Below are 19,354 nucleotides of genomic sequence, written 5' to 3'. Positions count from 1 at the left end.
CGAGAAAAACCATACATAAGGTCTACGTCCATAGAAGTACCCTTCTGCATCATTTTTCTTTACCAAAATAATCTCTTGAAAATACTTATATAATTTAACATACTACCCCACACTTTGCAATAGTTCTAAGGAAAGCTTTCAAGAAAAAAACCTTGACATACATGTTTTTAGCATTCAGTATAATAATAGTATTATTAGAATAGTACCCGCCTGCTTTTAAAATGAACGATTTTATAGTAAAATAGCGTGTAGACAAGGTGAAAAATCCAATTGAAGGGGGAACCTTTATGTCCATCGAACTAAAAACATCCTATGGTCAAATAGATATTTCTAACGATGTAGTTGCTACTATTGCTGGTGGAGCTGCAGTTGATTGTTACGGAATAGTAGGCATGGCCTCTAAAAGCCAATTGAAAGATGGGTTGTCCGAAATACTTAGAAAAGAGAATTTCACTAAAGGCGTTATCGTACGCCAAGAAGAAGATCAGCTACATATTGATATGTACATCATCGTTAGCTATGGAACAAAGATTTCCGAAGTGGCTCATAATGTACAGACGAAAGTTAAATATACCTTAAATCAAATGCTCGGTCTTTCCGTTGATTCTTTAAATATTTACGTACAGGGAGTTCGAGTTACGAACCCGTAATAAGGAGGAAAATTTAGTGTCAGTAAAAGTTCTAAATGGGAAACGTTTTGCACAAATGGTCATCCAAGGTGCAAATCATCTATCAAACAACGCCAAGACAGTGGATGCGTTGAACGTTTTTCCGGTTCCGGATGGAGATACGGGAACAAATATGAATCTTTCCATCACTTCAGGAGCGAAAGAAGTGAAGGGCAATGTTTCTGAACATATTGGGAAGGTTGGTTCGGCACTGGCTAAAGGCCTACTTATGGGTGCAAGAGGTAACTCTGGAGTTATTCTTTCTCAATTATTCCGCGGATTCTCTAAGCATATTGAGTCTAAAGAAACGATTACAAGCAAAGACTTTGCACAAGCGCTTGAAGCAGGAGTACAAACAGCATACAAAGCTGTTATGAAGCCTGTGGAGGGAACTATTCTTACTGTAGCGAAAGATGCTGCAAAGAGAGCTGTTGCGGTTGCTAAAAATGAAGAAGATATCATTGTTTTAATGGAAGAGACATTAAAAGAAGCAAATGCTTCCCTAAAGCGCACACCAGACCTACTACCTGTGTTAAAAGAAGTAGGAGTAGTGGACAGTGGCGGACAAGGGTTAGTTTATATTTATGAAGGATTCCTTGCGGAGCTGAAAGGACAAAGCATTGAAGATATCGTTCCTACTACAACTATGAACGAGCTTGTTAATGCAGAACACCATAAGAGTGTTCACTCTGCAATCAATACAGAAGATATAGAGTTCGGTTATTGTACAGAGTTCATGGTCAAGTTTGAAGAGGAAAAAGTGAAAGCTAATCCTTTTACTGAAGAAAACTTCCGTAACGACCTGTCTCAATATGGGGACTCCCTTCTAGTTATTGCAGATGAGGAAATTGTGAAAGTACACATTCATGCGGAACAGCCTGGAGATGTTTTGACTTATGGTCAAAAATACGGAAGCCTGATCAACATGAAGATTGAGAATATGAGAGAACAGCATAGCAACCTACTTTTTGAAGAAGATGACTATCCTGCTCCAAAACCTGAAGTAAACAAAAAGCGTGAGAAATTTGGAATCATCACGGTTGCGATGGGCGAAGGGATTGCCGAGCTATTCAAGAGCATCGGAGCAAAAGCGGTCATTGAAGGCGGCCAGACAATGAACCCAAGCACAGAGGATATCCTTAAAGCGATCGAAGAAGTGAACGCTGATAACGTGATCATCCTTCCAAATAACAGCAACATCATCATGGCGGCAAAGCAAGCAGCAGAAGTTGCTGATCAAAACGTAGCGGTTGTGGAAAGTAAAACAGTTCCACAAGGAATGGCAGCAATCCTTGCATTTAACCCTACTGGAGAGCTTGCTGACAATGAAGCAACAATGAAAGAAGCTTTAGGATCTGTAAAAACTGGACAAATTACATTCGCAGTTAGAGATACAAATATTGATGGTGTTGAAATCCAGAAAGATGATTTCATGGGAATTGCTGACGGAAAAATTGTTCTTACTAACAAAGACAAAAAATCCGCTGCAAAGGAACTTCTAACTAGCATGGTTGACGAAGACTCAGAAATTCTTACTGTCATCTACGGTGAAGATGTAACAGAAGAAGATGTGGAAGAACTTGTGAGTGAATTAGAAGAATCTTATCCGGAAGTGGAAGTGGAAGTCCATAATGGAAAACAGCCACTATATTCCTTTATCTTTTCGATCGAGTAGGCTAATATAATATTTGAAAACAAAAGAAGGGCTAACACCCTTCTTTTGTATGTGTAAAAAAAGAAAATTTGCTGTGGTATAAAACAGTAAACCGTCATAGGGGAGTGGGCAGGCATGAAATATAAAAGTGTATTTGATATTATTGGCCCGATCATGATAGGACCATCAAGTTCCCATACAGCCGGGGCCGCTAGAATCGGGCGTGTGGCAAGAAGTCTTTTCGGCAGGCAGCCAAAATGGGCAAACATATCGTTTTACGGTTCTTTTGCAAAAACATATAAAGGGCATGGTACAGATGTAGCGATTGTCGGAGGCTTACTTGATTTTGATACATTCGATGAAAGAATTAAAACCTCCCTTCAAATTGCAGATTCATTAGGGGTTGCCATTTCATTTCATGAAGAAGATGCCGTCACAGACCATCCGAATACGGCAAAAGTTGTAATCGGTGATGAAAAAGGAGAATTGGAGCTTGTCGGTATTTCGATAGGCGGTGGGAAAATTGAGATTACAGAGCTTAACGGTTTTGCCCTGAAGCTTTCAGGAAATCATCCTGCATTACTTGTTGTTCATGATGACCGTTACGGTGCGATAGCTGGAGTTGCCAATGTTTTAGCGAAATTCGCCATCAACATAGGCCATATGGAGGTTTCTCGTAAGGAAAAAGGAAAAACAGCCTTAATGACCATAGAAGTGGATCAGAATATTGATGACGCAGTAATTCAAGAACTAACCGCATTACCTAACATCACTCAAGTTACAAAAATTGTAGACTAGCTTTTAGAATAATAATGATAGCGCTTTCAACTGATGTATAGCTCTTAAGGGGGAAAAATCATGTTTCGTAATGTTGCAGAACTGATTGAAATAGCACAAAGCAGTAATAAGAAAATTTCAGAGATTATGATTGAACAGGAAATGGAATTTACCGGAAGAACACGCGCGGAGATTTTTGAACAGATGGACAAAAATCTTACGATCATGGAGCAGGCTGTAGAAAGAGGCCTTGAAGGGGTAAGATCGGTTTCTGGTTTAACGGGCGGAGATGCAGTGCTTCTACAAAAATATATCGAAAAAGGCAATTTTCTTACAGGTAAAAATATATTGGATGCAGTAAGTAAAGCAGTAGCTACAAATGAAGTAAATGCTGCCATGGGTACAATCTGTGCCACTCCGACAGCTGGTTCTGCTGGGGTCGTTCCTGGAACACTCTTTGCCGTCAAAAATGTGCTTAACCCGACAAGAGAAGAAATGATCAACTTCTTATTCACGTCAGGAGCTTTCGGGTTTGTTGTTGCTAATAATGCCTCTATCTCCGGTGCAGCCGGTGGATGTCAGGCTGAGGTGGGCTCTGCATCTGGAATGGCGGCAGCTGCTATTGTGGAAATGGCTGGTGGAACTCCAGATCAATGTGCACAAGCAATGGCCATTACGCTTAAAAACATGTTAGGATTAGTATGTGACCCTGTTGCAGGGCTTGTAGAAGTCCCGTGCGTAAAGCGTAATGCAATGGGTGCAGCAAATGCAATGGTCGCAGCAGACATGGCACTGGCCGGAATTACAAGCAGAATTCCGTGTGATGAAGTAATCGACGCAATGTACAAGATTGGACAGACGATGCCTACTGCACTTAAAGAAACTGCTCAAGGAGGGTTGGCGGCAACACCAACTGGTCGTGAATTAGAAGCGAAAATATTTGGTGTTCCCTTACAAAAAGGTGACTAATTTATCCGAAATGACAGTAACATCCTTAAAAGGCATAGGGGAAGAGACCGCAAGCTCCCTACATGCAATGGGAATAGTTTCAGTAGAAGATCTGTTGATGCATTTCCCGTACAGATATGAAGATTACAGGCTTAGAGATATATCAGAAGTAAAACATGAAGAGAAAATAACGGTGGAAGGGAAGGTTCATGGGGAACCTTCTCTTATGTATTTTGGCAAAAAGAAATCTAGGCTCACGTTTCGATTTTTTGTCGGCCGTTTTTTAGTGAAGGCGGTATGTTTCAACCGACCATATTACAAGAATAAACTTTCCATTAATGATACTATCACGATTACCGGAAAATGGGATCAGCATCGACAAACTATTACAGTCATGGAGATTCATTTTGGTCCATTCTTGAAAGAAAGTGAAGTCGAACCTGTTTACTCGGTCAAAGGAAATATTACAGTCAAACAAATGCGTAAGTTTATTAGTAATGCACTAAAAACATATGGAGCCCAATTGGAAAGTGCACTCCCTCTTTCTCTTTTACAAAAATACAAATTACCTTCAAAAGGTGATTCCATAAGGGCGCTACATAACCCAGTCAATCAAGAAACGTTGAAGCATGCAAGAAGGTATTTTGTTTATGAGGAATTTTTACTTTTCCAGCTAAAGATTCAAGCATTAAGGAAATATAAACGTGAGCAAACAAAAGGACTGGTTCACCAGTTTTCTGATACAATGCTAGATCAATTCATCACTAACCTACCTTTCCCGCTTACAGGTGCACAGAATAGAGTATTGAGAGAAATCATAGGCGACATGACATCTCCTTTCCGCATGAATCGATTATTGCAAGGTGATGTTGGGTCTGGTAAAACAGTGGTTGCGGCAATTTCTCTATATGCTGCACACCTATCTGGTTATCAAGGGGCGTTAATGGTACCAACGGAAATACTTGCCGAACAACATGCCCAATCTTTAACAAGTCTATTTAGTGAAACGACAGTCAACATAGAGTTGTTAACAAGTTCTGTCAAAGGAAAGCGACGCAGGGAGCTTTTGGAACGATTGTCTAATGGAGAAATAGATATCCTTGTCGGAACTCATGCATTAATACAAGACGAAGTGAACTTCAAAAGTCTTGGCCTTGTCATTACTGATGAGCAGCACCGTTTTGGTGTTGAACAGCGAAGGGTGCTCCGCGAAAAAGGTTCAAATCCAGATGTATTATTTATGACTGCAACGCCGATTCCAAGAACGCTTGCCATTACAGCCTTTGGAGAAATGGATGTATCTATTATTGATGAAATGCCAGCAGGGCGAAAAGCAATAGAGACCTACTGGGCGAAACATCAGATGATTGACAGGGTATTAGGGTTCGTGGAAAAGGAGCTTCAAAAAGGTAGACAAGCTTATGTTATCTGCCCACTTATCGAGGAATCGGAAAAACTGGACGTGCAAAATGCGATAGATGTGCACGATATGCTTACACATTACTACCGAGGAAACTGGAGTATTGGATTAATGCATGGAAGGTTGAATTCTGATGAAAAAGAAAAAGTCATGGAAGCTTTCAGCAAAAATGAAGTGCAACTGCTTGTTTCAACAACCGTTGTAGAAGTTGGTGTTAACGTACCAAATGCGACGATGATGGTAATCTATGATGCAGAACGTTTTGGTCTTTCCCAACTGCATCAGCTTCGCGGCCGTGTTGGTCGTGGCAGTGAACAATCTTACTGCATTCTGCTTGCAGATCCGAAATCGGAAGTAGGGAAAGAACGCATGAAAATCATGACAGAAACGAACGATGGTTTTGTGCTTTCAGAGAAGGACTTGGAACTGAGGGGACCTGGCGATTTCTTTGGCAGAAAACAAAGCGGTGTCCCTGAATTTAAAGTGGCAGACATGGTCCATGATTACCGGGCTCTTGAAGTAGCGAGGCAGGATGCTTATGATCTTCTTTATTCCGATAGCTTTTGGGTGGATGAGGAATATAGAGGGTTAAGAGAAATGATCGAACACTCGGGGATTTTAGACGGTGACAAGTTGGATTGATAGAGGCAGTGTGAAGCCGTATAGCTGGCTTTCTCTGCCTTTTAGTTTCGATGTCACGAAATTTTATCTTGCAATATGCTTTTTATGTATATATACTACTATTAGTACCTAGTCATAATAGTTCGGATGGTGTGTATTTTATGAGACGAAACAAAAAGGAGCGCCAGTTATCTTTAAAAGATAAGATTCAGGAGAACCCTTTTATTACAGATGAAGAACTTGCAGATGTTTTTCAGGTCAGCATCCAAACAGTCCGGTTGGATCGTCTGGAGCTAAATATCCCTGAATTAAGGGAGAGAATTAAGAACGTGGCTGCACGGACGCTTGAAAAAGAAGTGAAATCTTTGCCTCTTGATGAAGTAATCGGTGAAATTATTGACCTTCAATTAGATGAGAGCGCGATTTCCATTTTTGATGTCCAAAGTGAGCATGTCTTTAAGCGAAATCAAATTACACGAGGGCATCACTTGTTTGCGCAGGCCAATTCTTTGGCAGTTGCTGTGATCAATGATGAACTGGCGTTAACTGCAAAAGCTACCATTCGATTTACACGACCTGTTAAATTGGGTGAAAGAATTGTGGCAAAAGCCTTTGTTAGTAAAGTAGATAAAGAAAAAGGTAGAACAACTGTAGAAGTAAAAAGCTCCGTTGGTAGTGAAAAAGTCTTCCATGGTGAGTTTGAAATGTTCCGATCTACAAGTTCTTGATTAAAGGCAGGTTATAATAATGAGAATTGCCATTGATGCAATGGGTGGCGATCATGCACCAAAGACGATAGTAGAAGGTGTCATGAAAGCTGTTGAAAAATATAGTGATGTTAACTTTACCCTTGTTGGGGATGAAAATAAGATTCGACCATATTTAACGAATGAAAAACAAATAACGATTTTACATACAGATGAGGTAATTTCAGGAGATGAGGAACCGGTTCGCGCAGTACGCCGTAAAAAGAACGCCTCTATGGTCCTGATGGCCAAAGAAGTGAAAGAGGGACGAGCAGATGCCTGCATTTCAGCAGGGAACACTGGTGCCTTGATGACAGCAGGACTATTGATTGTAGGCCGCATCAAAGGAATTGAACGACCTGCTCTATCACCGACATTACCAACAGGTGATGGTAAAGGGTTCGTCATGATGGATGTAGGTGCCAATGCAGATGCGAAACCAGAACATCTCTTTCAATATGCTCTCATGGGGTCCATCTATGCAGAGAAGGTCCGTGGTGTAAAAGCTCCTCGTGTAGCTTTACTAAATGTAGGAACAGAAGATAAAAAAGGAAATGAACTGACTAAAGCTGCTTTTGAATACATCAAAGAATCCAATGCGGTCCATTTTATCGGAAATGTAGAGGCAAGGGACCTCTTAAATGGTGTAGCAGATGTAGTGGTAACTGACGGATTTACCGGAAACATTACGTTAAAAGCCATTGAAGGAACCGCACTTTCTGTCTTTGATATGTTAAAAGAGGCGCTGACAAGTGACCTGAAAAGCAAGCTTGCAGCAGCAGTTTTAAAGCCGAAACTTAAGACAATCAAAACAAAAATGGACTACTCCGAATACGGTGGGGCGGCTCTATTTGGCTTAAAGGCGCCAGTCGTCAAGGCCCACGGCTCTTCAGATGACAATGCTGTATACAATGCCATACGTCAAACACGCGAAATGCTACAAAAAGATATGGTTGGTACCATTGCTCGTACTATTGAAAAAATGGAGTTTGTGACTAAACAAGAGAACGGGGGAGAATAATGGGTAAGGTTGCATTTGTTTTTCCAGGACAAGGCTCACAAATTGTTGGCATGGCTCAAGAATTAGCCACTGAATATAAAGAAGTTCAAGAAGTAATGGAGACAGCGGACGAGAAATTAGGCTACAAACTATCATCTTTAATGTTTGAAGGGCCTCAAGAAGAGCTCACGCTGACATACAATGCCCAGCCGGCACTTCTGACATCGAGCATCGCTATCTTGCAAATACTTAAACAAGCAGGTATTAATGCGGACTACACGGCAGGACATAGCCTTGGTGAATACTCTGCTCTTGTAGCGGCAGAATCCATCAGCTTTGAAGATGCTGTCTATACTGTCCATATGCGCGGAAAATATATGGAAGAAGCAGTTCCAGCTGGTGTTGGATCCATGGCTGCTGTGCTAGGTCTTGAAGAAAGTTTATTGAAAGAAGCTTGTGAAGAGGCATCTGAGGAAGCTGGACCTGTTCAACTTGCAAACTTAAATTGTCCAGGTCAGATTGTTATATCTGGTTCCGCACAAGGTGTGTCGTTAGCATCTGAAAAAGCGAAGGAAAAAGGCGCAAAAAGAGTAATTCCTCTAGTAGTTAGCGGCCCTTTTCACTCCAGTCTAATGAAACCGGCAGCTTCCAAACTAGAAGATACTCTGTCCTCCATCTCAATTAATGACGCTACAATACCTGTCATTGCGAATGTGGACGCGAATGAAATGAGAAGTGCTTCAGAGATTCCTGTGAAGCTCGTGGAGCAGCTCTACTCTCCTGTTCGATGGGAACAATCTGTAGAGAAACTGATAGAACTTGGAGTCGATACATTTGTTGAAGTAGGGCCGGGTAAAGTGCTATCAGGTCTCATCAAAAAAGTGAATCGCAGAGCAACGACGATTCCAGTTTATGATAATGAAACACTGCAAAAAGCAATTGATCACTTTAAAGGGGAGGACTCTACAAATGCTTAAAGGAAAAACAGCTGTTGTAACAGGGGCGTCCCGCGGAATTGGCCGAGCCGTTGCACTTGAATTAGCAGAACAAGGTGCGAATGTAGTTGTTAACTATTCAGGAAGCGAAGCAAAGGCTTACGAAGTAGTGGAAGCAATTAAAGAAATGGGTAGCGAGGCTATCGCAGTACGTTGTAATGTAGGGAACATGGAAGACGTACAAGCTATGATGAAAGAAGCGCTTACTCAGTTCGGTACCATTGATATCCTCGTCAATAACGCCGGTATTACCCGCGATAATCTTCTGATGCGAATGAAGGAAGACGAGTGGGATGATGTGATTAACATTAATCTTAAAGGTGTATTCAACGCGACAAAAGCAGTAACACGTCAAATGATGAAGCAACGATCCGGCAGAATCATCAACATTGCGTCCATTGTCGGTGTGATGGGGAATGCAGGGCAAGCAAACTACGTAGCGGCAAAAGCAGGTGTGATTGGTCTTACTAAATCAACGGCACGCGAATTAGCTTCCCGTCATATCACCGTAAATGCAATAGCACCAGGATTCATCACAACGGACATGACGGATAAATTAACAGAAGAAGTGAAGGCAGAAATGCTCAAGCAAATCCCGCTTGCAAGATTCGGAGAAGCAAAAGACATTGCCTCTGTCGTATCTTTCCTTGCATCCGAAAAAAGTGCCTACATCACCGGCCAAACCCTCCACGTAGACGGCGGAATGGTGATGTAATCTATGGTTTTGATGATTTATAGCTGGTGACTGTAGCGAAAGGCGAAGACTCCTGCGGGGGGCAGCGCTTGGTGGAGACCCCGAAGGCTTGCCGAGGAGGCTCCAGCAGCGCCCCGCGGAAAGCGAAGCCGTTCGCGGAGATCAGCAGCGGATTTTTACGGAATTCTCTATTAAGTCTAAACAACAAACACTAGTTTTTTAAAAACAAATTCACTATAATACTTGAGGGGAGGTGAAAGTTATGGCAGATGTATTAGAGCGTGTAACAAAGATCATTGTTGATCGTTTAGGTGTAGACGAGTCCGAGGTGAATCTTGACTCCAAATTCAAAGACGATTTGGGTGCTGACTCTCTTGATGTAGTTGAACTAGTAATGGAGCTTGAAGACGAGTTTGATATGGAAATTTCAGACGACGAAGCAGAAAACATTACAACAGTTGCCGATGCGGTAAACTACATAAAAGCAAACGCTTAATCTTTTTTGATTGTCCCACTAAGGTGGGACTTTTTGTTTTTTGGGGAATAATAAACCGAGGAATCGTCTTATAGCAATAAAAGATAACCGAATTTATATAATTTCAGGCAAGTTGCTATTTGTATCCTCTAAATAATTTGTTAAAATAGTAACGTTATACAACTTTCATCATCAAAAAAGAAGAACGTTGCCATCTTAGGGAAAGAAGATTGTATGTTGGAGGCTCCTTTACATGACCAGAAACAGAAGTAGAATAAATGAAATGAAAAACGAAGCAACAAAAAAGAATTTTGCTATGCTTCAAGAAAAAATAGGAGTTAAGTTTCATAATGAGAAACTATTATATCAAGCTTTCACCCATTCATCCTATGTGAATGAGCATCGCAGAAAACCTTACGAGGACAATGAACGTTTGGAATTTTTGGGTGACGCAGTTTTGGAGTTGACCATTTCTCAATTTTTATATAAGAAATACCCTATGATGAGTGAGGGTCAATTAACAAAACTAAGGGCGTCTATTGTATGCGAACCCTCTTTGGTTTCATTCGCCAATGATCTTTCGTTCGGTCAATATGTACTGCTTGGCAAGGGAGAAGAAATTACAGGCGGAAGAGCTAGACCAGCGCTGCTTGCCGATGTATTTGAGGCATTTATTGGCGCGCTGTATCTGGACCTTGGCCTAGAGACCGTGTTCGCTTTCCTTGAAAAGTATGTATATCCCAAAATTAATGAAGGTGCTTTTTCTCATGTGATGGATTTCAAAAGTCAACTGCAAGAGATGATACAACGCAATGCACTTGGAGTTATTGAGTATGAAGTGCTAGAAGAAAAAGGCCCGGCCCACAACCGTGAATTTGTGTCTAAGGTTTCACTGAATAAAGAAGAGATGGGAATTGGAATCGGTCGATCTAAAAAAGAAGCCGAACAACATGCGGCCCAGTTCGCTCTGCAGAAACTAAAAAAAGTCAGAAAATGAAGATAGGCGATCCAACGGTGTCTCAAAATACCTCAAGGATCGCTTACTTTTCTGTTACATAAATTATAAATAATTCTAGCTGGTGATTGGAGCAAAAGGCGGAGACTCCATCGGGAGGATAGCGACATTGTTGAGACCCCTGAAGCGTTGTGAGGCGGCTCAAGGTCGCACCGCGGAAAGAGAAGCCATTTGCGGAAATCAACAGCGGCGTTTAAAAGATTATGAAACTAAATGAGGTGAGGAATATGTACCTCAAACGATTGGAAGTAGTAGGGTTTAAGTCGTTTGCTGAAAAAATATCCGTTGATTTCGTACCAGGAGTCACAGCCGTCGTAGGTCCGAACGGAAGCGGAAAAAGTAATATTATTGATGCCATCAGATGGGTGCTTGGAGAGCAGTCAGCCAAATCCCTTCGCGGTTCCAAAATGGAAGACATCATTTTTGCCGGTAGTGATAGCAGAAGAGCATTAAATATGGCAGAGGTTACACTGACCCTAGATAACAGTAATCGTATCCTGCCAATTGATTATATGGAAGTGAGTGTCACTAGAAGGGCGCTGAGATCTGGTGACAGTGAATTTCTGATTAATAAACAAACGTGCAGACTTAAGGACATAGTGGACCTTTTCATGGATTCTGGTCTTGGTAAGGAAGCCTTTTCCATCATCAGTCAAGGAAAAGTGGAAGAAATACTAAGCAGTAAATCAGAAGAGCGCCGAAGTATTTTTGAAGAAGCAGCTGGCGTGCTCAAATATAAATCCAGAAAAAAGAAAGCTGAAAGTAAACTTATGGATACTCAAGAGAATCTTAACCGGGTATCGGATATTTTACATGAGCTAGAAGGGCAAGTAGAGCCATTGAAAATACAGGCTTCCATTGCCAAAGATTACCTGGAAAAGAAAGAAGAGCTTGAGCAGATTGAAGTAGGCGTCACGGTACACGAAATTGAAGAGCTACATCAAAAATGGGAACAAAATTCTTTGGAAGTCAAAAATAGTACCGAAAAAGAACTTGTACTGTCTTCTGAATTGAGCCAAAAAGAAGCGACACTTGAAAAGTATAAGGACCAAGTGGCCGCTTTGGATGAATCCATTGATTCCTTGCAGCAAGCCCTTTTAGTGGCGAGTTCGGAACTAGAAAAACTTGAAGGAAGAAAAGAAGTTCTGAAGGAACGTAAGAAGAACGCTACGACAAACCGTGCCCAATTAGAAAATTCATCGGTGGAGCTTGCAGAATTTATCAAAGTTCAAAAACAAAGGTTGGAAAACGAAAAACAACTTTTGGATAGCCTTCGTCAAGAATTGGTTTTAACAGAGCAACAACTCAAGGAAAAACAGGTAATCAACGAACAGTTTGATCAAAATATTGAAGAGAAAATTGATGCTTTAAAAAGTGACTATATTGAACTGTTAAATAAACAAGCATCAATCCGTAATGAAATATCGTATCTGGAGCAGCAAGAAAAGCAAGAAGGTATGAAAGTAACCCGTCTCGATGAGGGGAACAGGAAATATGTCGATCTAAGGGCAAATACTCAACAGAAGAAAGAAAAAGTTCTCACCGACCATAAACAAATACAAGAAGAGCTGAATCAAACTGTAGACCATTACAGAGCAGAGCAAGCCAACTTGGAACAATATAAACTGTCTTACCAGAAAAAAGAAACAACCTTGTATCAAGCATATCAATTTTTACAGCAAACTCGTGCGAGAAAAGAAATGCTTGAAACGATGCAGGGGGATTTTACAGGATTCTTTCAAGGTGTTAAGGAAATCCTGAAAGCTAGGGATGAGAATAGGCTTACTGGAATAAAAGGGGCTGTTGCCGAACTTATTCAAGTGAACCAAGATGTAGAGACGGCAATTGAGATTGCCCTTGGAAGCGCGACGCAGCATATCGTTGTGGATAATGAACAAAATGCGAGAGCATCCATCCAATACTTGAAAAAGAACGGTTTTGGTCGTGCCACTTTCCTGCCAATGACGGTCATGAAGCCTAGGACATTATCAGACTATCAAGTGAACCAGATTAGTCAACATGAAGCTTTTGTAGGAATTGCCTCTGCTCTTGTAGAGTTCGACTCAGCCTATGAAAATATCGTCCATAACCTCTTGGGTACCATTGTCATAGCTAAAGACCTTAAAGGAGCCAATGCATTGGCAGGTATCCTTCAGCATCGCTACCGCATCGTGACATTAGAAGGGGATGTAGTAAACCCTGGTGGCTCCATGACAGGAGGAGCTGTCAAACAAAAATCTAATTCCCTCTTAAGTAGGGGGCGTGAGCTTGATTCCATTTCAGCAAAGCTAGAAGAGATGGAAAATAAAACAACCCTGCTTGAAGATCAGGTAAAAACACTTAAGAAGAAAATAGATGAGAAAGAGTCCCAAGTTGTTGAGTTAAAGGGAGTTGGCGAAGAACTAAGGTATAGAGAACAGCAGGTTTCAAGTCTTCTTCGGGAAGTGGAACTGGAAGAGAAAAACGTCAATGAACATTTAAGTTTATATGATTATGAAAAGCAACAGCTCACCATTTCCTTAAAGGATGCTGTGAACAAAAAAGCAAAGCTAGAAGCCGAGCAAAAGACGGTAGGAATGCAAATTGCTGCTCTAGACAAAGAGATTTCAGAACTAAATTCCTTAAAGTTGGAGCAACATGCAAACAAGGAGACCGTGCAAAACGAGCTTACTCAACTTAAAGTGGATTATGCGAGTAAAAAAGAAAAGCTAACGAACCAATCGGAAAAAGTGACTACTATCGAAACAGATCTTGAACAAGCCACAGAAAGATTAAATGATATTAAGGAAGACTTATCTCTTTTACAAAGTGAAATGAATGATAATTCATCAGGTGAACAAAAGCTGGAAGTGGCTGCAGCTGAAAAATTACAAGACAAAAACACCACGATGAAACTCATTGCAGAACGCCGTGCCCAAAGGCTTTCTTACTACGAAAAGGTGGAACAAGAAGAGCTTCAACTAAAAGATTTAAAAAGACAGTATAAACAACTTACGGAAGTTCTAAAGGCGGAAGAAGTGAAAATGAACCGTCTAGATGTGGAATTAGATAATAGACTTCACCATTTAAGGGAAGAGTATATGCTGTCCTTTGAAGCAGCTAAAGAAGATTATCCACTTGAGATAGAGATTGAAGAAGCGCGTAAAAGAGTAAAATTAATCAAGCTTGCCATTGAGGAGCTTGGCACAGTTAATATCGCTGCAATAGAGGAATATGATCGAGTAAGCGAACGATATACATTCCTTAAGGAGCAAAAAGACGATCTTCAAGAAGCAAAAGATACCTTGTTCCAAGTAATCGGTGAAATGGATGAAGAAATGAAAAAGCGTTTTGAGACAACCTTCACGAATATACGCGCACACTTTCACGATGTGTTTCGTTCCCTATTCGGCGGGGGAAGAGCGGATCTAGTGTTAACAGATCCTTCCGATATGCTAAATACCGGCGTAGATATTGTGGCCCAACCGCCTGGTAAAAAATTGCAGAACCTCGGCCTCTTGTCTGGAGGAGAAAGGGCATTAACAGCAATAGCCCTGTTGTTCTCCATATTAAAAGTAAGACCTGTTCCGTTTTGTATTCTTGATGAAGTAGAAGCGGCGCTTGATGAAGCAAACGTACACCGTTTTGCCCAATATTTAAAACAGTTCAGTGAAGAAACCCAATTCATCGTCATCACGCACCGTAAAGGAACGATGGAATTTAGTGACGTCCTCTATGGGGTGACGATGCAAGAATCCGGCGTTTCCAAATTGGTCTCTGTCCGGTTAGAAGAATCCAAAGAACTTGTTAAATAGAGAGGAAGAGAATGAGAAAATGAGTTTCTTTAAAAAATTGAAAGAAAAGCTTACAACTCAAACAGAATCCGTAACGGAAAAATTTAGAGAAGGATTAACGAAAACTCGCGATTCCTTTTCTGGTAAAGTAAATGATCTTGTTGCTCGCTACCGCAAAGTCGACGAGGATTTCTTTGAAGAACTGGAGGAAATCCTGATTGGAGCGGATGTTGGCGTTAACACGGTGATGGAATTGATTGATGAGCTTCGAATGGAAGTGAAACGACGCAATATCCAAGATCCTCGTGAGGTTCAAAGTGTCATTTCCGAAAAGTTGGTCGAGATTTATCAAGCTGGAGATGACGTGTCTCCAACCATCAACTTTCAACAAGACGGCTTAACAGTTGTACTGGTGGTAGGTGTAAACGGCGTAGGGAAAACTACTTCTATAGGTAAAATAGCAAAGAAACTGAAACAAGAAGGAAAAAGCGTACTTCTTGCAGCGGGAGATACATTCCGTGCAGGTGCTATTGAGCAACTTGAAGTATGGGGCGAGCGTGTAGGAGTAGATGTCATCAAGCAATCAGCAGGTTCGGATCCGGCAGCAGTTATGTATGATGCCCTCCAAGCAGCTAAGGCACGCCAAGTGGACGTTCTCCTTTGTGATACAGCAGGACGTCTTCAAAACAAGGTCAATTTAATGAAGGAACTGGAAAAGGTGAAGCGTGTGATCGAACGTGAGGTTCCAGGTGCACCGCATGAAGTCCTTTTAGTATTGGATGCAACGACTGGCCAGAATGCATTAAGCCAGGCAAAAATCTTTTCTGAAGCAACGAATGTTACGGGAATCGTTTTAACCAAGCTTGATGGTACTGCAAAGGGCGGTATCGTTTTGGCTATCCGAAATGAAATGAAAATACCGGTCAAGTTTGTTGGTTTAGGGGAAAAAGCAGAAGATTTGCAAGAGTTTAATGCAGAGCAATATGTGTACGGACTATTTGCAGATATGATGGATAAAGAAGAAACACAAGAAAGCTAAAAAACGTACTACCACTTTCCGCCCCTCTAATCTGACGGGCGGTTTTTTAAAAATCAAGATAGCATATGAAACTGTTGATTTCCGTTCCAGGCCCTTCGCTTGTCTGCGGGCGGTCCGTGAGCCTCCTCGGCTTGCAGCCTGTGGGGTCTCACCTGTCCCTTCCTCCCGCGGGCGTCTCCGCGCCTTCCACTCCAATCAACAAGGTGACCTCATTTATTGAAGGGCTTATGAGATTTCATCTAACGGAATTAAATGAAAAAGAACTATCATTTCGTTCTCATAATTTTCAGCTGTGGATTGGAGCAAATGGCGGAGACTCCAGCGGGGGAGTAACGGTAGATTGAGACCCCTGAAACGTTGTGAGGAGGCTCAAGCGCCGTCCCGCGGAAAGCGAAGCCATTTGCGGAAAGGAATAGCGGCGGTCAACCAACAAACTAAAGACTTTTAGATTAATTTTATTTCAAATACTTGCTATTCTCACAGGTCAAGAAAAAAACTTGACATTCCCCATCCCAACCTGTAAACTAAGCTATTGTAAAGGCATTTCACTTAACAAGGGAGAGTGAAGAGGATGCTTGAAAAAACAACGAGAATGAACTATCTCTATGATTTCTATCAGTCGTTGTTAACACCAAAGCAACGAAGCTATATGTCTTTGTATTACTTAGATGATCACTCCCTTGGTGAGATAGCAGAGGAATATAACATAAGTCGTCAAGCAGTGTATGATAACATAAAACGTACAGAACAAATGCTTGAGCAATATGAAGAAAAGCTTTTGTTATTTCAAAAGTTTCAAGAGCGGCAATCGCTTGTGCAGCAGATGAAGGACGAAGTCGAAAAGGCGGAAACTCCGTTTAACGGCCAGACTCTTTTAGCGCTGATCGAGTCGCTTGAGAAATTAGATTAGGGGGCGGCATACATGGCATTTGAAGGTTTAGCCGACCGTTTGCAAAATACGATACAGAAGATTCGCGGAAAAGGTAAGGTAAACGAACAAGACGTTAAAGAAATGATGCGTGAAGTTCGATTGGCTTTACTTGAAGCGGATGTTAACTTCAAAGTAGTGAAAGACTTTGTAAAACGCGTGAATGAACGTGCAGTTGGACAAGAAGTCATGAAAAGTCTTACACCCGGTCAGCAAGTAATTAAAGTGGTAAAAGAAGAACTCACCGCGCTTATGGGCGGAGAGCAAAGTAAAATTGCAGTGAGCAGCCGACCGCCGACCGTCATCATGATGGTAGGTCTACAAGGTGCAGGTAAAACGACGACAACAGGAAAGCTTGCGAACCTATTGCGCAAAAAGCATAATAGAAAGCCTCTTCTAGTTGCAGCCGATATTTACCGACCGGCAGCCATTAAACAGCTTGAAACACTTGGAAAACAACTCAGTATGCCTGTTTTCTCGTTAGGAGATCAGGTTAGTCCCGTTGAAATTGCAAAGCAAGCTATCCAAAAAGCGAAAGATGAGCATCATGACTATGTGCTTATTGATACCGCAGGACGTTTGCACGTTGATGAAACACTTATGGACGAGTTAAAACAGGTGAAAGAAATATCCAACCCGGATGAAATCTTCCTTGTAGTCGATGCGATGACAGGACAAGATGCTGTAAATGTGGCGCAAAGCTTCAATGAACAGCTAGGCTTGACTGGCGTTGTGTTAACAAAACTTGATGGAGATACCCGAGGTGGAGCTGCATTATCTGTTAAGGCAGTTACCAATACCCCGATTAAGTTTATCGGTATGGGGGAAAAATTGGATGCCATCGAGCCTTTTCACCCTGAACGTATGGCCTCTCGTATTTTAGGTATGGGAGATGTGCTTACTCTTATTGAGAAAGCACAATCAAATGTAGATGAAGAGAAAGCCAAAGAGCTTGAACAGAAGCTGCGTACGATGAACTTTACGTTTGATGATTTCCTGGAACAGTTGGGTCAAGTGAGAAACATGGGGCCTCTTGATGAAATTCTCGGAATGATTCCTGGAGCCAACAAGATGAAAGGCTTAAAAAATGTCCAGGTGGATGAAAAGCAGATTGGTCACGTTGAGGCAATCATCCAATCCATGACCAAAGCGGAGAAAGATAATCCAGATCTAATTAATGCGAGCCGCAAAAAGCGGATAGCAAAAGGTAGCGGACGACCTATTCAGGAAGTAAACCGTCTACTTAAACAATTTGAAGAGATGAAAAAAATGATGAAACAGATGACAAGCATGCAAAAAGGAAAAGGCAAAAAAGGCGGCTTCAAATTTCCTTTCATGTAAGCATTCACAGCATTTTTTCTCTTAATAAATAAAGTGACAAGAAAAAACACTTTACAAACAAGAAACTACTTGTTATCATACTATCTTGTGTGAAATATTTTCGGAGGTGCTATATTAAATGGCAGTAAAAATTCGTTTAAAACGTATGGGTTCTAAAAAATCCCCATTCTATCGTATTGTAGTAGCAGATTCTCGTTCTCCTCGTGATGGACGTTTCATTGAAACAGTTGGAACTTACAACCCTGTAATGCAACCAGCTGAAGTTAAAATCAATGAAGAATTAGCTCTTAAATGGTTACAAGATGGCGCGAAGCCTTCTGACACAGTTCGTAACCTTTTCTCTAACGAAGGTATTATGGAAAAATTCCACAATGCCAAATTAGGTAAGTAAGAGGCAAAATGACAGAACTAATCCAAACAATTGTGACGTCGTTAGTAGATCATCCAGAAAATGTAGTGGTTACGGAAAAAGAAACAGGTAATGTTCTTACGTATCAACTTACTGTGCATCAAGATGATTTAGGGAAAGTGATTGGCAAGCAGGGTAGAATTGCAAAAGCAATCCGAACAGTCTTGTTCGCTGCTGCTTCTCACGAGAATAAACGAGTGCAATTAGAGATTATGGAGTAGGGGGAGGCTTTGATGCTTCCCCTTTTCTTTTTGGTTAAATAGGTAAGAGAACCTCTTTGAGGGTACTCTATTTATATAGAAGATAAGCGTTGCGCGTGGAGGTGCATGATATGTCAAAATGGTTCAACGTAGGTAAGCTTGTTAATACACACGGGATAAAAGGTGAGGTTCGTGTGGTTTCTAGAACGGATTTTCCAGACGAACGTTATAAAAAAGGGAATCTCCTATACTTATTCCTGCCAAATGAAAAGGAACCTGTAGAAGTTAAGGTAGCATCTAGAAGAGTACATAAATCCTTCGATCTTCTCACTTTTGAAGGGTTCCATAATGTAAACGAAGTGGAAAAATTCAAAGGAGCCATTGTAAAGGTTCCAGAAGACCAACTAGGTGAGCTGGAAGAAGGAGAATATTACTTCCACGAGATTGTTGGCTGTAAAGTAATCCTTCAGGAAACGATGGAGGAGATTGGAACAGTTAAAGAAGTGTTGACACCAGGAGCAAACGATGTCTGGGTGATTAAGGCAAAAAAAGGGAAGGACATACTAATCCCTTATATTGATCAAGTAGTGAAGAAAGTGGATGTGCAGGAAAAAACAATCATCATAGAGCCACTAGAAGGACTGTTTTAAT

The 19,354-nt window shown here is 41.3% G+C and carries 18 protein-coding genes; all 18 read left to right on the top strand.

Annotation, left to right across the window (positions count from 1 at the left end; translation table 11 throughout):
- The first annotated feature begins 287 nt into the window (after positions 1 to 287).
- The 18 genes from HF078_RS04380 (at position 288) to rimM (ending at position 19,353) form a co-directional block, all read left to right on the top strand.
- Positions 288 to 650, top strand: coding sequence for an Asp23/Gls24 family envelope stress response protein (locus HF078_RS04380; protein ID WP_010193134.1), 363 nt, complete (start codon positions 288 to 290; stop codon positions 648 to 650).
- Positions 651 to 666: 16 nt separating this feature from the next.
- On the top strand, positions 667 to 2,343 hold the full coding sequence (locus tag HF078_RS04375) for a DAK2 domain-containing protein (protein WP_169290009.1): 1,677 nt from the start codon (positions 667 to 669) through the stop codon (positions 2,341 to 2,343).
- A gap of 114 nt (positions 2,344 to 2,457) precedes the next feature.
- Positions 2,458 to 3,120, top strand: coding sequence for an L-serine ammonia-lyase, iron-sulfur-dependent subunit beta (sdaAB, locus tag HF078_RS04370; protein WP_169290008.1), 663 nt, complete (start codon positions 2,458 to 2,460; stop codon positions 3,118 to 3,120).
- A 60-nt stretch (positions 3,121 to 3,180) separates the two neighbouring features.
- Positions 3,181 to 4,068, top strand: coding sequence for an L-serine ammonia-lyase, iron-sulfur-dependent, subunit alpha (gene sdaAA, locus HF078_RS04365; protein ID WP_169290007.1), 888 nt, complete (start codon positions 3,181 to 3,183; stop codon positions 4,066 to 4,068).
- On the top strand, positions 4,061 to 6,109 hold the full coding sequence (gene recG / locus HF078_RS04360; protein ID WP_169290006.1) for an ATP-dependent DNA helicase RecG: 2,049 nt from the start codon (positions 4,061 to 4,063) through the stop codon (positions 6,107 to 6,109). Before sdaAA ends, recG begins: the two co-directional genes overlap by 8 nt.
- Before the next feature lie 140 nt (positions 6,110 to 6,249).
- Complete coding sequence (gene fapR, locus HF078_RS04355; RefSeq protein ID WP_169290005.1) at positions 6,250 to 6,816, top strand: transcription factor FapR; 567 nt, start codon at positions 6,250 to 6,252, stop codon at positions 6,814 to 6,816.
- 19 nt (positions 6,817 to 6,835) lie between these two features.
- A complete protein-coding gene (plsX, locus tag HF078_RS04350) occupies positions 6,836 to 7,855 on the top strand; it encodes a phosphate acyltransferase PlsX (protein ID WP_169290004.1) in 1,020 nt (339 codons plus the stop codon).
- Positions 7,855 to 8,811 carry an ACP S-malonyltransferase gene (gene fabD, locus HF078_RS04345; RefSeq protein WP_169290003.1) on the top strand — a complete coding sequence of 319 codons (957 nt, stop codon included), beginning with the start codon at positions 7,855 to 7,857 and terminating at the stop codon, positions 8,809 to 8,811. Before plsX ends, fabD begins: the two co-directional genes overlap by 1 nt.
- A complete protein-coding gene (gene fabG, locus HF078_RS04340; RefSeq protein ID WP_088018086.1) occupies positions 8,804 to 9,544 on the top strand; it encodes a 3-oxoacyl-[acyl-carrier-protein] reductase in 741 nt (246 codons plus the stop codon). The genes fabD and fabG overlap by 8 nt, the downstream gene beginning before the upstream one ends.
- A gap of 241 nt (positions 9,545 to 9,785) precedes the next feature.
- The gene (gene acpP / locus HF078_RS04335; protein WP_010193151.1) at positions 9,786 to 10,019 is read left to right on the top strand and encodes an acyl carrier protein; all 234 of its coding nucleotides are present in this window, start codon (positions 9,786 to 9,788) and stop codon (positions 10,017 to 10,019) included.
- 262 nt (positions 10,020 to 10,281) lie between these two features.
- Positions 10,282 to 10,995 carry a ribonuclease III gene (rnc, locus tag HF078_RS04330; protein WP_169290042.1) on the top strand — a complete coding sequence of 238 codons (714 nt, stop codon included), beginning with the start codon at positions 10,282 to 10,284 and terminating at the stop codon, positions 10,993 to 10,995.
- A gap of 245 nt (positions 10,996 to 11,240) precedes the next feature.
- Positions 11,241 to 14,807: a chromosome segregation protein SMC gene (smc, locus tag HF078_RS04325; protein WP_169290002.1), complete on the top strand. Its 3,567-nt coding sequence runs from the start codon at positions 11,241 to 11,243 to the stop codon at positions 14,805 to 14,807.
- Positions 14,808 to 14,826: 19 nt separating this feature from the next.
- The gene (gene ftsY, locus HF078_RS04320) at positions 14,827 to 15,825 is read left to right on the top strand and encodes a signal recognition particle-docking protein FtsY (RefSeq protein ID WP_169290001.1); all 999 of its coding nucleotides are present in this window, start codon (positions 14,827 to 14,829) and stop codon (positions 15,823 to 15,825) included.
- A gap of 571 nt (positions 15,826 to 16,396) precedes the next feature.
- Positions 16,397 to 16,735 (top strand): putative DNA-binding protein, encoded by a 339-nt coding sequence (locus HF078_RS04315; RefSeq protein WP_148986536.1) that lies wholly within the window; start codon positions 16,397 to 16,399, stop codon positions 16,733 to 16,735.
- A gap of 12 nt (positions 16,736 to 16,747) precedes the next feature.
- On the top strand, positions 16,748 to 18,094 hold the full coding sequence (ffh, locus tag HF078_RS04310) for a signal recognition particle protein (RefSeq protein WP_169290000.1): 1,347 nt from the start codon (positions 16,748 to 16,750) through the stop codon (positions 18,092 to 18,094).
- A 118-nt stretch (positions 18,095 to 18,212) separates the two neighbouring features.
- A complete protein-coding gene (gene rpsP, locus HF078_RS04305; RefSeq protein WP_148986534.1) occupies positions 18,213 to 18,485 on the top strand; it encodes a 30S ribosomal protein S16 in 273 nt (90 codons plus the stop codon).
- Between the two features lie 8 nt (positions 18,486 to 18,493).
- Positions 18,494 to 18,724 (top strand): KH domain-containing protein, encoded by a 231-nt coding sequence (locus HF078_RS04300; RefSeq protein WP_060665873.1) that lies wholly within the window; start codon positions 18,494 to 18,496, stop codon positions 18,722 to 18,724.
- Between the two features lie 110 nt (positions 18,725 to 18,834).
- Entirely contained in the window at positions 18,835 to 19,353 is a 519-nt protein-coding gene (gene rimM / locus HF078_RS04295; protein ID WP_169289999.1) for a ribosome maturation factor RimM, read from the top strand.
- Position 19,354: the final 1 nt, after the last annotated feature.

It is taken from the genome of Bacillus sp. RO2 (genome assembly GCF_012911845.1).
Taxonomy (GTDB): domain Bacteria; phylum Bacillota; class Bacilli; order Bacillales; family Bacillaceae_I; genus Sutcliffiella_A.
Note: the sequence above shows the minus strand (reverse complement) of the source record. Positions and strands in the feature narration are given on the sequence as shown.

What these genes read in the sequence shown, in the direction of transcription:
- ffh (WP_169290000.1), top strand. Translation starts at nt 16,748, where the DNA reads ATGGCATTTGAAGGTTTAGCCGACCGTTTGCAAAATACGATACAGAAG.
- acpP (WP_010193151.1), top strand. Translation starts at nt 9,786, where the DNA reads ATGGCAGATGTATTAGAGCGTGTAACAAAGATCATTGTTGATCGTTTA.
- fapR (WP_169290005.1), top strand. Translation starts at nt 6,250, where the DNA reads ATGAGACGAAACAAAAAGGAGCGCCAGTTATCTTTAAAAGATAAGATT.
- HF078_RS04300 (WP_060665873.1), top strand. Translation starts at nt 18,494, where the DNA reads ATGACAGAACTAATCCAAACAATTGTGACGTCGTTAGTAGATCATCCA.
- sdaAA (WP_169290007.1), top strand. Translation starts at nt 3,181, where the DNA reads ATGTTTCGTAATGTTGCAGAACTGATTGAAATAGCACAAAGCAGTAAT.
- ftsY (WP_169290001.1), top strand. Translation starts at nt 14,827, where the DNA reads ATGAGTTTCTTTAAAAAATTGAAAGAAAAGCTTACAACTCAAACAGAA.
- HF078_RS04315 (WP_148986536.1), top strand. Translation starts at nt 16,397, where the DNA reads ATGCTTGAAAAAACAACGAGAATGAACTATCTCTATGATTTCTATCAG.
- rpsP (WP_148986534.1), top strand. Translation starts at nt 18,213, where the DNA reads ATGGCAGTAAAAATTCGTTTAAAACGTATGGGTTCTAAAAAATCCCCA.
- HF078_RS04380 (WP_010193134.1), top strand. Translation starts at nt 288, where the DNA reads ATGTCCATCGAACTAAAAACATCCTATGGTCAAATAGATATTTCTAAC.
- fabG (WP_088018086.1), top strand. Translation starts at nt 8,804, where the DNA reads ATGCTTAAAGGAAAAACAGCTGTTGTAACAGGGGCGTCCCGCGGAATT.
- rnc (WP_169290042.1), top strand. Translation starts at nt 10,282, where the DNA reads ATGAAAAACGAAGCAACAAAAAAGAATTTTGCTATGCTTCAAGAAAAA.
- smc (WP_169290002.1), top strand. Translation starts at nt 11,241, where the DNA reads ATGTACCTCAAACGATTGGAAGTAGTAGGGTTTAAGTCGTTTGCTGAA.
- rimM (WP_169289999.1), top strand. Translation starts at nt 18,835, where the DNA reads ATGTCAAAATGGTTCAACGTAGGTAAGCTTGTTAATACACACGGGATA.
- fabD (WP_169290003.1), top strand. Translation starts at nt 7,855, where the DNA reads ATGGGTAAGGTTGCATTTGTTTTTCCAGGACAAGGCTCACAAATTGTT.
- plsX (WP_169290004.1), top strand. Translation starts at nt 6,836, where the DNA reads ATGAGAATTGCCATTGATGCAATGGGTGGCGATCATGCACCAAAGACG.
- sdaAB (WP_169290008.1), top strand. Translation starts at nt 2,458, where the DNA reads ATGAAATATAAAAGTGTATTTGATATTATTGGCCCGATCATGATAGGA.